This is a genomic window from Nigerium sp., assembly GCF_039811905.1.
Lineage (GTDB): Bacteria > Actinomycetota > Actinomycetes > Propionibacteriales > Propionibacteriaceae > Propioniciclava.
On the sequence record NZ_JBDHZL010000007.1, the window covers coordinates 26167 to 38536 of the forward strand.

Annotated in this window: 11 protein-coding genes; 2 read left to right on the plus strand and 9 right to left on the minus strand. The window is 69.7% G+C overall.

The window, feature by feature from the left end; translation table 11 throughout:
- Positions 1-192 precede the first annotated feature (192 nt).
- Both WMJ97_RS03065 and rfbB read right to left on the minus strand, forming a co-directional pair.
- Positions 193-1614, minus strand: a complete 1422-nt coding sequence (locus WMJ97_RS03065; protein ID WP_347347491.1) for a bifunctional dTDP-4-dehydrorhamnose 3,5-epimerase family protein/NAD(P)-dependent oxidoreductase — start codon at positions 1612-1614, stop codon at positions 193-195.
- A gap of 19 nt (positions 1615-1633) precedes the next feature.
- The gene (gene rfbB / locus WMJ97_RS03070) at positions 1634-2632 is read right to left on the minus strand and encodes a dTDP-glucose 4,6-dehydratase (RefSeq protein ID WP_347347492.1); all 999 of its coding nucleotides are present in this window, start codon (positions 2630-2632) and stop codon (positions 1634-1636) included.
- A gap of 101 nt (positions 2633-2733) precedes the next feature.
- Between rfbB and rfbA the strand changes: the two genes are divergently transcribed.
- Complete coding sequence (rfbA, locus tag WMJ97_RS03075) at positions 2734-3603, plus strand: glucose-1-phosphate thymidylyltransferase RfbA (RefSeq protein WP_347347493.1); 870 nt, start codon at positions 2734-2736, stop codon at positions 3601-3603.
- Between the two features lie 117 nt (positions 3604-3720).
- On the opposite strand, the gene WMJ97_RS03080 is transcribed toward rfbA, so the two are convergent.
- Entirely contained in the window at positions 3721-5187 is a 1467-nt protein-coding gene (locus tag WMJ97_RS03080; protein ID WP_347347494.1) for a sugar transferase, read from the minus strand.
- 599 nt (positions 5188-5786) lie between these two features.
- Here WMJ97_RS03080 and WMJ97_RS03085 point away from each other — a divergent pair.
- The gene (locus WMJ97_RS03085; protein WP_347347495.1) at positions 5787-6452 is read left to right on the plus strand and encodes a class E sortase; all 666 of its coding nucleotides are present in this window, start codon (positions 5787-5789) and stop codon (positions 6450-6452) included.
- A 2-nt stretch (positions 6453-6454) separates the two neighbouring features.
- Here the strand turns inward: WMJ97_RS03085 and WMJ97_RS03090 are convergent, their stop codons facing one another.
- The 6 genes from WMJ97_RS03090 to acpS form a co-directional block, all read right to left on the minus strand.
- Positions 6455-7765: a UDP-glucose/GDP-mannose dehydrogenase family protein gene (locus WMJ97_RS03090; protein WP_347347496.1), complete on the minus strand. Its 1311-nt coding sequence runs from the start codon at positions 7763-7765 to the stop codon at positions 6455-6457.
- Positions 7766-7800: 35 nt separating this feature from the next.
- On the minus strand, positions 7801-9297 hold the full coding sequence (locus WMJ97_RS03095; RefSeq protein ID WP_347347497.1) for a glycoside-pentoside-hexuronide (GPH):cation symporter: 1497 nt from the start codon (positions 9295-9297) through the stop codon (positions 7801-7803).
- Positions 9294-10574, minus strand: coding sequence for a family 1 glycosylhydrolase (locus WMJ97_RS03100; RefSeq protein ID WP_347347498.1), 1281 nt, complete (start codon positions 10572-10574; stop codon positions 9294-9296). Before WMJ97_RS03100 ends, WMJ97_RS03095 begins: the two co-directional genes overlap by 4 nt.
- A gap of 112 nt (positions 10575-10686) precedes the next feature.
- Positions 10687-11589, minus strand: coding sequence for a hypothetical protein (locus tag WMJ97_RS03105; RefSeq protein WP_347347499.1), 903 nt, complete (start codon positions 11587-11589; stop codon positions 10687-10689).
- Positions 11589-11834, minus strand: a complete 246-nt coding sequence (locus WMJ97_RS03110) for an acyl carrier protein (RefSeq protein WP_347347500.1) — start codon at positions 11832-11834, stop codon at positions 11589-11591. The genes WMJ97_RS03105 and WMJ97_RS03110 overlap by 1 nt, the downstream gene beginning before the upstream one ends.
- Before the next feature lie 64 nt (positions 11835-11898).
- On the minus strand, positions 11899-12282 hold the full coding sequence (acpS, locus tag WMJ97_RS03115; RefSeq protein WP_347347501.1) for a holo-ACP synthase: 384 nt from the start codon (positions 12280-12282) through the stop codon (positions 11899-11901).
- Positions 12283-12370: the final 88 nt, after the last annotated feature.

Here is a 12370-nt window from a genome sequence, read left to right on the forward strand (position 1 = left end):
GCTACCGCCGCGCGCAGGGGGCCCGGCGCGAGGCGGCCGGACGCCCAAACGGCGAGAAACGGCGCGAACGAATCGGGAGTCAGAGCCCCGGGGTAGCGAGAAGCCCGGAGCGGGGGGCTGCTCCGGGCTTCTCGGCTAATACTACGTAATCGAGGGTCACGATGTCACCCGCGCGGGGGACAGATGGACCCATTAATTCTCCGCGGACGCCGTCGGTTCACCCTCCAACAATGCCGAAACATACTCGCGCAGGCGGGCGTCCCCCTCCGGCGGGGTGAAGCCGACCGCCTTGATCTTGTCGAGCAAGAGGGCGCTGTGCACCGGTCGCGCGGCGAGCGTCTTCCCTTGCCCGTAGGCCTGAGTGGTCGTCGGCGTCACGTCGGACGCCTCGTGCCCCGTCAGCTCGAACACCCGCTTCGCGACGTCGCACCAGGTCACGATCGGGCCGTCGCACGTGAGGTTGTACGTGCCGAAAGCAGCATTCGTGTGGAGCAAATGGAGGATTCCCGCGGCCAGGTCGTCGGCGAATGTGAGGCGTCCGTATTGATCGTCGACGACGGCCGGTTTCACGCCGCGGGACGCCAGGTCCGCCATCGTGCGGACGAAATTCTTTCCGTCCCCGATCACCCACGACGTCCGGATCAGATAATGCCGGGGCAGCGTCGCGAGCAGCGCGTCGGCCGCGGCCTTCGTCTGGCCGTAGACGCCGAGGGGGCTGACCGGCTCGTCCTCACCGTGGTCGGTGCTCGTGCCGTCGAACACGTAGTCGGTGGAGACCCCGACCAGCGTGATGCGCCGGGACCGTGCCACCTCGACGAGGTTCGCGACGCCGCCCACGTTGAGCCGCCAGGCGGCGATGCGGCCGGTCTCGGACTCGGCGGCGTCGACCGCTGTGTGCGCGGCCGCGTTGATGATCGTGGTCACGCCCTGCCACGGGTACGCGGCGACGGCCGCGGCGTCCGTGATGTCGAGATCCGCGTGGGTGAGCGCGACGGCGTCGGGGAGGGCCTTCGCCAGCGCCCGGCCGAGCTGGCCGCCGGCGCCGACGATGACCGTCTTCGCGGGCGGGAACGGGGTCACGTCGGCGAGCATCGGGTGCTCGCGGTCGGCGTCCGAGATCGTCGCCTCCGTCAGCGGGATCGGCCACGCGATCCCGAGTGCCGGGTCGGCCAGGTTCACGAACGTGTAGGACGCCTTCGCCTCGAGGCTCCAGTGGTCGTTCACCAGGTACGAGTACGCCGTGCGCGGCTCGAGGGCCTGGTAGCCGTTCGCCACGCCGCGGGGGATGTAGACGGCCTGATCGGGGCCGAGTTCGAGCGTGAAGGTCTCGCCGAAGCTCGGGCCCTCGCGCAGGTCGACCCACGCGCCGAGGATGCGGCCGGTCGCGAGGGAGATCAGCTTGTCCCACGGCTCGGCGTGCAGGCCGCGGGTGACCCCGGCCTCCTCGTTGTAGCTCATGTTGTTCTGCACCGGCTCGAAGTCGGGCAGGCCGAGCGCGACCATCTTGGCGCGCTGCCAGTTCTCCTTGAACCAGCCCCGGGAATCCCCGTGCAGGGGCAGGTCGATGACCAGGACCCCGGGAATGTTCGTGGTCCGGACAGACAGCTCTCTCACATCGTCTCCTCGGCGCCGGTCACTGACCGGTCCGCGCGTACTTGGCCTCGGTGGCTTCCTTCATCGGACGCCACCATGCCTCATTCGCGCGGTACCAGTCGATGGTCGCGGCGAGCCCCGCCTCGAAGTCGCGGAAACGGGGCTGCCAGCCCAGCTCGGTGCGCAGCTTGGTCGAGTCGATCGCGTAGCGCATGTCGTGGCCGGGGCGGTCGTTGACGTGGTCGTAGGCGTCCGCCGGCTGGCCCATCAGCTGCAGGATCAGCTCGATGACGTCCTTGTTGTTCTTCTCGCCGTCGGCGCCGATGAGGTAGGTCTCGCCGAGGCGTCCGGATTCGATGATGCGCAGGACGGCCGCGTTGTGGTCGTCGACGTGGATCCAGTCGCGGACGTTCTGCCCGGCGCCGTACAGCTTCGGCCGGACGCCGTCGATCAGGTTGGTCACCTGCCGCGGGATGAACTTCTCCACGTGCTGGAACGGGCCGTAGTTGTTCGAGCAGTTGCTGATCGTGGCCCGGACGCCGAAGCTGCGCACCCAGGCGCGCACCAGCAGGTCGGAGCCGGCCTTCGAGGAGGAGTAGGGGCTGGACGGGTTGTAGGGCGTCGTCTCGTGGAAGCGCTCGGGGTCGTCGAGTTCGAGGTCGCCGTAGACCTCGTCGGTCGAGATGTGGTGGTAGCGCTTGTCGTGCTTCCGGACGGCCTGCAGCAGCGTGAACGTGCCGACCAGGTTGGTCTGGATGAAGGGGGAGGGGTCGTTCAACGAGTTGTCGTTGTGGGATTCGGCGGCGAAGTGCACGACGACGTCGGAGTCGGCGACGAGCCGGTCGACGAGGTCGGCGTCACACACGTTGCCGACCACGAGCGAGACACGGTCGGCCGGCAACCCCTCGAGCGACGCCTTGTTTCCCGCGTAGGTGAGGGCGTCGAGAACGATGACCCGATGCTCCGTGTGATCGAGAAGGTGCCGAACGAAGTTAGTGCCGATGAATCCGGCGCCGCCGGTCACGAGATAGGTCCCCATGCCGAGCATCATAAACCGAGGGGAGGTTGAGCCCCCAAGCGAGTGCTGCAACTCAACAACGATGCGTGACGCGGCCACCGGTGTACGGCAAACTGAGGGCCATGCGCGGAATCATTCTCGCGGGTGGCTCAGGCACCCGCCTGCACCCCATCACCCAGGCGACCTCGAAGCAACTCGTCCCGGTCTACGACAAGCCGATGATCTATTATCCCTTGTCAACGCTGATGTTCGCCGGCATCCGCGACGTGCTGGTGATCACGACGCCGCACGAGCAGGACGCCTTCCAGCGCCTGCTGCGCGACGGCTCGCAGTTCGGCATCAACCTCTCCTACGCCGTGCAGCCCGAGCCGAAGGGGCTCGCGCAGGCGTTCACGATCGGCGCCGATTTCGTGCGCGGCGAAAAGGCCGCGTTGGTGCTGGGCGACAATATCTTCTACGGCCCCGGCTTGGGGCGTCAGTTGAACCGTTTCGCGAATATCGACGGTGCGGCTGTATTCGCCTATTGGGTGAACAATCCGCGGGCGTACGGCGTCGTGGAGTTCGACGCCGACGGCAAGGCGCTGTCGATCGAGGAGAAGCCGGAACGCCCGAAGTCGAACTACGCGGTGCCGGGCCTGTACTTCTACGACTCCGACGTGGCCGACATCGCGGCGTCGTTGAAGCCGTCGCCGCGGGGCGAGTACGAGATCACCGACGTCAACCGGGTGTACCTCAGGCGCGGCGCGCTGAACGTGGGCGTCCTGCCGCGCGGCACGGCGTGGCTCGACACGGGCACGTTCGACTCGCTGAACGACGCCAGCAACTTCGTCCGGACGATCCAGGCCCGCCAGGGGCTGCAGGTCGGCTGCCCCGAGGAGGTCGCCTGGCGGATGGGCTTCCTCGACGACGACGAGTTGCGTGAGCGGGCGGAGCGGCTCACGAAGTCCGGCTACGGCGATTACCTCCTGGAGCTGATGGCTCACCCGCGCTGACGGGCGCGCTCGACCGGACGCCCCGGCGAGCCCACGGCATACAGAAAGGCCCCCGCGGATGCGGGGGCCTTTCTGTGACCGGTCTCGGGACGGGAGGAACCCGAGCTTGAGGGGGTCTTAGCTGGCGCCTCGGGATTCGACGACCGCCCCGAAGGTGCGGAAGAGAATCGCGAGATCCTGCAGCATCGACCAGTTGTCGACGTAGTAGAGGTCGAGACGGACCGTGTCGTCCCACGACAGGTTCGAACGGCCGGAAACCTGCCACAGCCCGGTCATGCCCGGACGGACGTCGAGACGGCGGCGCACATGCTTCTCGTACCGCTCGACCTCGCTCGGGAGAGCGGGGCGCGGGCCGACGAGGCTCATGTCGCCCTTGAGCACGTTGAAGAGCTGAGGCAGCTCGTCAAGGCTGAGCTTGCGGATGATGCGACCCACCGGGGTGATGCGGGGGTCGTGCTTCATCTTGAACAGGACGCCGGCGCCCTCGTTCTGCGCCATGAGATCCTTCAGCTTCGCCTCCGCGTCCAGGCACATCGAGCGGAACTTCAGGCAGTGGAACGGGCGCCCCTTGATGCCGACGCGCACCTGCCGGAACATGACCGGGCCGCGGTCGCCGATCTTGATCGCGAGGGCCACCGCCGCCATGATCGGCGAGGTCGCGAGGATGAGCAGAGATGAGCCGACGATGTCGAAGGCCCGCTTGAACCAACGGCCGGCGCGCTCGGCGCGGGGCCGCTCGATGTCCACCAGCGGCAGGCCGGCGACCGGCCGCACGTTCACCCGCTCCGCCGAGATGTCGGTGAGGGCCGGGACCACGATCATGCGCGCGCGCTGATCCTCCAGCGCGCGGGCCATGCGGTTGAAGGCCGTCGCCCGCGGGAACGAGCCCTCGGCGAAGATGACCGCGCTCGCACCGGTCTCGCGCAGGGCGAGCACGGCGTCGTCGGGACTGCCGACGATCGGCACGCCGGACGCCGTCTCGTCTTCGTACGAGTCGCTCGGCAGCGCCCCGACGACCTCGTAGCCGAGCCAGCGCTCGCGCTGGAGCACCCGCAGCACGTCTTCGATGTGGTCGAGGCTGCCGGCCACCAGCGTCGGCGTCATGAGACGGCCGGCGCGGCGCGCCCGGTGCAGGAAGCGGCGGATCGCGAAGCGCCCCACGAGCAGCAGCGGGATGCCGATCAGGAAGAGCAGCACGAAGAAGCCGCGCGACAGGTCCCACTGCAGCAGGTAGGCGAGGATGCCGACCGCCCCCGCGGTGACCAGCGACGCGTTGAGCACGGAGACGTACTCGCCGGTGCCGGCGCCGGTGCGCTTCGGCTTGTAGGCGCCGAAAGAGGCGAGGACGCCGAGCCACACCACGGCGATGACCGTGCCGACGGGCGTCAGGTACTCGGCGACGTACGGCTGCTGAAAGATGCCGACCGCGTCACGGAAACGCGTGGCGACCACGGTCGAGAGGGCGACGGCCACGAGGTCGAAGGCCAGGAGAATGAGGCTCTCACGGGCCAGACCTTCATGGGGGCGGCGCCACTTGGAGCGCAGCTCTTGGGAGCGTGCGCTCGAGCGAAAATCTAACGTCATCGGTTGTTCCCCCCGGAAACCAAATGCCAGTCTTGGCGAGCCTCCACGGGGTCAACGTGGAGTTTCCTGCGCCAAGCGATTGCGCGTTCATTATGCCCACACGCGTGGGTCAGTGCAATCTTGCATGTGTCCTCGTTGCCATCTGGACGGGTGTCGTGACCCACCCGGATGTCCCCAACATGACGGGGCGGCCGCTGCGTCATCGGTGAGGGGTGGAGCCGCCACAAATGGGCGATGACAAGGGTGTTGTCCTCGTGGGGCGACGCCGTCCGGGGCCGCCCGGACGCTCCCATCGTCGCCGGCGCATCCGATGTGTCAGCTATGTGGCGGGGCGTGGTGAGGTTCACTTATTCACTGATGTCACCCGCGAGGGGGACAGAAAATTTGCCGGCCTTAATGTGTCAAAGTTTGTTGTGCCCCCCGGGTGGGGGACTTAATGTCACCCGTGCGGGTGACGCATTTCGAAACGGCGGAAATAAAGCGTCGTAATCGAGAATTCCCGGCGCCGGGATGCCCGCGCGCACCGGGTGGGGCGCCTCTGCGAAGGCGCCGTATCATCATAGCGATGCGACACAGTGTCGCATCAGGAAGGGGTGGCGATGACGACGACCACCGCGGGGCCGCGCGTGCGCGGCCGGCGTCCGTTTCCCCTGTGGCGAGGGGTTTTGGGCACCCTGCTGATCGTGGTCGGCCTCAGCGGAGTGGGCTACGTGGTGTGGGACATGTTCTTCAACACCCACGTCGACCCCGCGGCTTCCCAGGAAAAGGAAGCGGGCCTCCGGGATGCCTGGGCCCACGGACGGACGCCGTCGGCGTCCATTCCGGGCAATGCCATCGCCCTCATGCGTATTCCTGCATTCGGGAGCGACTTCGAGGAGCCCGTGCTCGTCGGGGTGGATGAGAAAAGGTCCCTGGCCAAGGGTCTGGGCTGGTACGAGACGACCGCGCCGCCCGGCCAGATCGGCAACTTCGCGGTCGCCGGGCATCGCGGAGCGCTCGGTCCGTTCGCCCCGATGCTCACGCTGAAGGCCGGCGACGAGGTGGTCGTGGAGACGCGCGAGGCGATCTACACGTACGCGCTGACGAACAATCCGCGGGACCTGACCGTCAAGAACGTCGACACCTGGGTGCTCGACCCGGTGCCGGGCCACCCCGAGCGTCAGCCCACGGAGGCGTTGCTCACGCTCACGACGTGTCACGACCTCTTCCACTCCGACAACCGCGCGATCGCCTTCGGACGCCTCGTGCAGACCCAGCGGAAGTAGGCTCACCCCTCCAGGGCCGGACGCCCGGGCTGGATGACCGACCAGCCGGCCGACCGCCACTTGGCCGCGTCGAGCTTGAGGCGTCCGTCGATGAGGACCGGACGCCGCACCAGCTCGATCAGGGCCGCCGGGTCGAGCTGCCGGAACAGGGGCCACTCGGTCAGGTGCAGGACCACGTCGGCGTCGCTCAGGCACTCCTCGACGCTCGCGGACGCCGTCACGCCCGGCACCGACTCGACGCTGGCCTCCGGGTCGAAGACCGTGACGTGGGCCCCGCGGGCGGCGAGCAGTTCGGCGACGGTGAGCGCGGGGGAGTTGCGGGTGTCGTCGGTCCCCGGCTTGAAGGCCGCGCCGAGCACCGCGACCCGCTGCCCGCGGGCGTCGCCGCCCAGGCTCGCCTCCGCGAGATCGGCGATCTCGCGGCGCTGGTCGTCGTTGATGCTCTGGACGGCCCCGATGAAGTCCGCGAGCACGTGGACGCCGAGTTCGGTAGCCCGCGCCGACAGGGCCGCGATGTCCTTCGGCAGGCAGCCGCCGCCGAAGCCGAGCCCGGCGTTGAGGAACTCGCGCCCGATGCGCCGGTCGTAGCCGATGGCGTCCGCGAGCAGCGTCACGTCGCCGCCGGCCGCCTGGCACATCTGGGCCATCGCGTTGATGAAGGAGATCTTCGTCGCGAGGAACGCGTTCGCCGCCACCTTGATGAGCTCGGCCGTCGCGATGTCGCACTCGACGACCGGCACGCCCTCGCTCAGGGGGAGGGCGTAGACGTCGCGCATGGTGGCGAGGGCGGCGGGCGTCCGGGCGCCCAGGACGATCCGGTCGGGGCGCAGCGTGTCGGTGACGGCGTGGGCCTCCCGCAGGAACTCGGGGTTCCACACCACCTCGACGCCGGCGCCGGGCGCGAGCTCGTCGAACCGGGCCTGGAGGGCGGGGGCGGTGCCGACCGGGACGGTCGACTTGCCGGCGACCACCGTCGGCCGCGTGAGCAGGGGCCCGAGGGTGTCGACGACCGCGCGCACCTGGGACAGGTCGGCCGCCCCCGAGTCGGACTGCGGCGTCCCGACGCACACGAAGTGGACGTCAGCCCAGTCGGCGATCTCGGCATAGTCGGTGGTGAACCGCAGCCGTCCGGACGCCGTGTGCTTGGTGAGCAGCGGCTCCAGCCCCTCCTCGAAGATGGTGGAGCGGCCCGCGTTCAGCAGCTCGACGCGGCGGGGATCGATCTCGACGCCGATGACCTCGTGCCCGAAGTCGGCCATGCCGGCCGCGTGCGCGGCCCCCAGGTAGTTCGTGCCGATCACCGCGACCTTCATCGGTCCCCCTCACTGGTTGGTTTCTCAGGCGGATGCTACCGGTCGGGAGGAACGGGTGGTGACGCCCGCGACACGCGTCGATGACGAGCCGGTGACTCGGCGGGTGGGTCGTCGGAATCCGTGAGTTCGCCCCGGTCGCGCAGGTCGCCGACGATGCGCGCGTAGAAGCTCTCGTCGATGGCGTACCGGCGCCGGTGGATCAGGTAGCTCGCGACGACGAGCGCCACCGGCAGCAGCATCATGATCGCTTTGAGGCCGGCGACGCCGTCGGGGGAGACGTCGGCGGGGCCCTCCGCCCGGTTGATGCCGGTCACGATGAGCGTCGCGGAGACGATCGCCGTGGCCAGCGCGCCGCCGAGCTTGTTGATGAACGGCTGCAGGGCGAACGTGACCGAGCCGTTGCGGCGTCCGAGCTTCCAGTGGCCGTACTCGATGCAGTCGGTGATGAAGACGAGCATCAAGACGACCACGAGGGCCTCGCCGAAGAAGGCCAACAGCCCGGCCACGCCGATCGGGATCATCGCCATCGGCGCGAACCAGAACAAGACGTAGCCGGCGACGCACAGGGCGGTCGCGAGGGAGTACAGGCCCCGGCGCGACAGCCGCCGGCGCAGCAGCGGGAAGGCCGCGAACCCGGCGAGCTGGGCGACGCCGAGCACGGCCGCGAAGGGCGCGTACATGCCCTCGTCGCGGTAGGCGTACTTGAAGAAGTAGACCCCGAGGCTCGTCGTGATCGAGTAGCCCGTCATGAACAGGACCATGGCGACGGCCGTCCAGAGCAGTTGGTCGTTGCCCGTGAGGACGCCCCACACCTCGCGGACCGAGGTCGACCGCCGCCGCCGGACCAGGCGCGGCTCCCGGACGCAGGCCAGCGTGAGCGCCTGCCCCGCCAGCATCACGATCACGACGCCGGCGGCGAAGATCGTCCAGGCGCGGACGCCGCCGCCGAGGGCGTCCGTGATCGGGATGATGCCGACGACCACCGCGAACAGGCCGATCGTCGCGAAGACCTTCGACAGCGAGCCGATGCGCTCCCGCTCGGCCTGCACCAGCGACAGCGCCGGCATCATCGACCAGAACGGGATGTCGTTCGCCGTCCAGGCGAACCCCCACAGCAGGTACACGATGGCGAAGGCGGCGACGTAGCCCGGCCCGCGCACCCCCGGGTCGGCGAACAGCGCGACGGTCACGATCGCGGACGCCACCGCGCCGACGGCCATCCACGGCTTGTACTGCCCCCACCGCGTCCGGGTGTTGTCGACGATCGCGCCCATCGCGATGTCGGTCACGGCGTCCACGAGGCGGGCGACCAGCAGGACGCCCGTGATCCACCACATCGACTCGTCGGTCAGGTCGAGCACCTCGGTGAGGAACACGATCAGGTACATGTTGACGAGCGTGTACAGCATGTCGCGGCCCAGCGTGCCGACCGAGAACGCCCAGCGGTTGACGGCCGCCGAGACCGGCCGCGCGCGGGACACGGGCTGGGAGGCGTCCGGGGGGCCGGGCGGCGCCGGGGCCGCGCCGGTCATCGGGAGCCCTGCGGGTAGCGCTGGGGGGCGACGAACTCGTCGTAGGCGTCCTGGGTGACGCCGCAGTTCGCGGCGATCGAGGCGAAGAACCGCCCGGACGCCCGCATCCGCCGTTGCTGCGTCGCCGGGTCGAGCTCGACCAGGCCGAAGCGGGCCGTCTGGCCCTCGGCCCACTCCCAGTTGTCGGTGAGCGTCCAGTGGTAGTAGCGCTGGACGGGCAGCCGCTCGGACGCCGCGATGCGGGCGAGGTGGTCGTAGAGGAAGCGGGCGCGGAAGGAGTCCGCGGCGTCGGCCACGCCGTTCTCCGTGACGTAGATCGGACCCGGGAAGCGGCGATGCAACCATTCGAGCACGCGGACCAGACCGTCGGGGTAGATCTCCCAGCCCAGATCGCTCACCGGGGCGCCGCGGGCGGTGAGGTTCTGCGGCCCGGAGATCAGCGTGCGGGAGTAGTAGTTGACGCCCAGGAAGTCGTAGTACCGCCCCGGACGCACGCCGCGCGGCTGTACCAGCGGCGCCACGAAGCGGCCGCGGGCCATCGCCTGCGTCAGGGCGCCCTGGAAGACCCAGGCGGTGCCGGACGCGCTGGCCCGGTCGAACGGGTTCGCCGCGTGCAGCGGGTCGAACACGCGCAGGTGCTGCGCGAAACTGACCCGCGCCGACGGCCGCAGGCGGTGGATCGCGCGGTAGGCGTCCAGGTGGGCGCGGGCGAGGCGCGCCGCGACGCCGAGGTAGCCCCGCAGCGTCCGCTCGCCGGGCGGCCACGACCCCTGATAGTAGCCCTGGTAGGCGTAGACGTTGGGCTCGTTGATCGTGATCCACTCGTCGGCGAGGTCGCCCAGGTCCAGCACGACCCGTTCGACGTAGCGCGCGAACGCCGCCAGGGCGGCGTCCGTGCCGAAGCCGCCGCGCTCGGAGAGCCAGCCCGGCTCGCTGAAGTGGTGGAGGGTGACGAGCGGCGCGATGCCGGCGGCGCGCAGGCCCGCGAGCTCGTCGCGGTAGTGCGCGATCGCGGCGGTGTCGAACTCGCCGGGCTCCGGCTCGATGCGCGCCCACTCCAGGCCCATCCGGTAGTGCCGGACGCCGAGCTCGCGCAGCAGGTCCAGATCGTCCGCGACGCGGTTCCAATGGTCGGCGGCGACGGTGGGCCCGCTGCCGTCGCGGGCGCGGCCGCGCGCCGCCCAGCGGTGCCAGTTCGTGTCGGCGTAGCCGCCCTCGATCTGCGTCGCGGACGTGGCGACGCCCAGCTCGCATCGCCGGAGCGCGAAGCTCTCCACCGCGCCTCCTCTCGCCGCCTCGAGATCACCCTAGCGATCCGGGTGTCAGTTCAACCGCGGGCCGGGAAGGAGGGCGTCCGGTACCGTCCGGGGCGACGGGCGGCGCGGGGGCTCAGAGCCCCAAAGCCCCCCGGACGCCCGCCGGCCACGCGGCGGTGCTCATGCCGTGCACGACGAGCAGCGCGATGGCGACGCGCTCGACGCCGAAGCCGACGCACGAGGTGTGCGCGAGCGAGCCGTCGGGGCGCGTGATGCCGAAGTTCTCGGCGAAGTGGGTCTGGTGCAGGTTGCCGGACGCGATCGCGGTCTGCCGGTCCTCGAACAACTGGACGCGGACCTCGTGCTTCAGGCCCTCCTGCAGTTGGCCGTTGGCCAGGATGCGGCCGGCGCGTCCGAAGAACGGGTCGCTCGCCCGGCCGGAGTCGATCGGCAACTGGAAGTCGTCGAACATCGCCAGCGCGTTGGCGAACCATTCGTCGCGGTGGGCGATCGCCCCCTGCTCGGTGCCGAGGTACACCTGCTCGCTGATCCGGAAGCAGACCATCCGCAGCGGGTCGTCCGACGGCTCGAAGCGCAGGCACCAGCTGGACGCCTCGACGCGGTGCTCGCCCTCCAGGACGCCCGCGTACAGCGGGTAGACGTTCTCGCACGTCGCGGGCACCTGCATGAGCCCCGACGGGGTGAAGTGGTGATGCCAGTCCTCGCCGTCCTCGACCTCGCGGATGAGCTGGCGATGCTCCTTGTCCTGGCCCTCGAACACGTTCACCTGGGCGGTGAGCTGCGGGAAGTTGGTCAAGTAGTCGGTCTTGAGGAAGCTCGCGGCCGGGATCAGCGGCGGGAACGTCATCCGCCGGATCTCCTTGGCCGGGTCCTCGGCCGCGAAGTAGCGGCGGCGGATGCCGTCGATGATCGACTCGAACTCGGGCCCGCGACCGACGAGGCCGGCGAAACCGAGCGGGATCTGGTGGCCGTGCTCGACGAGCGCGGCGGTCAGGGCTTCGGGCGTCGTCGTCATCAGGCGTCCTCGGTGAGGGAGCCGACCGTCTCGACGATGCTCGCCACGCTGGCGAACACCTCGCGACGCATCTGCTCGTCGGGGAACTCGATGTCGAAGGCGTCCTCGAGCCCCAGGATGACGTTCACCGTGGCGTGCGAGGACAGCCCGAGGTCGTACAGGTCGGCGTCCGCGGGGGCCGTCGCCGCCTCGGGGACGCGGCCGACCGTGCTCAGGATCTCGCGGACGCGCGGTTCGATTTCCATCAGATGGTCCTTTCTGGGTGGGTACGTGGTGAAGGGGGGCGGGCGAACGAGAGGCGCGTCGCGCCTAGGGCCGCACGGAGGCGATTCCCAGCGCGGTGCCACGGTCGTGCGTGATCGAGACGTCCACGTCGCCGATCCCGCGTTCGGACGCCCACGCCGCGACCTCGCCGGCCAGGCGCGCCCCCGGGCGCCTCTGCTCGTCGGCGACGATCTCGATGCTGCGCCACGGCAGCGCGACGGACGACGGGCAGCGCAGCGCCTTGAAGACGGCCTCCTTCGCCGCGAAACGGCCCGCGAGGTACTGCCGCAGCCGCTCGGGCGACATGCCCGCGGTCGGCGACAGTTCGGCGTCGGTGTAGACGCGCCGGAGATAGCGATCGCCGAAGGCGTCCACGGACGCCCCGACGTCGTCGGTGCTGACCGAGTCGATGCCGATGGACAAACGCAATCACCCCTTCGGCCGGTCATCCTACCGAGCGGGCGGGCCACCGGCCCGACGTTGGCGACCACCGTCCCTTATATGGGGAGCCCTGTCT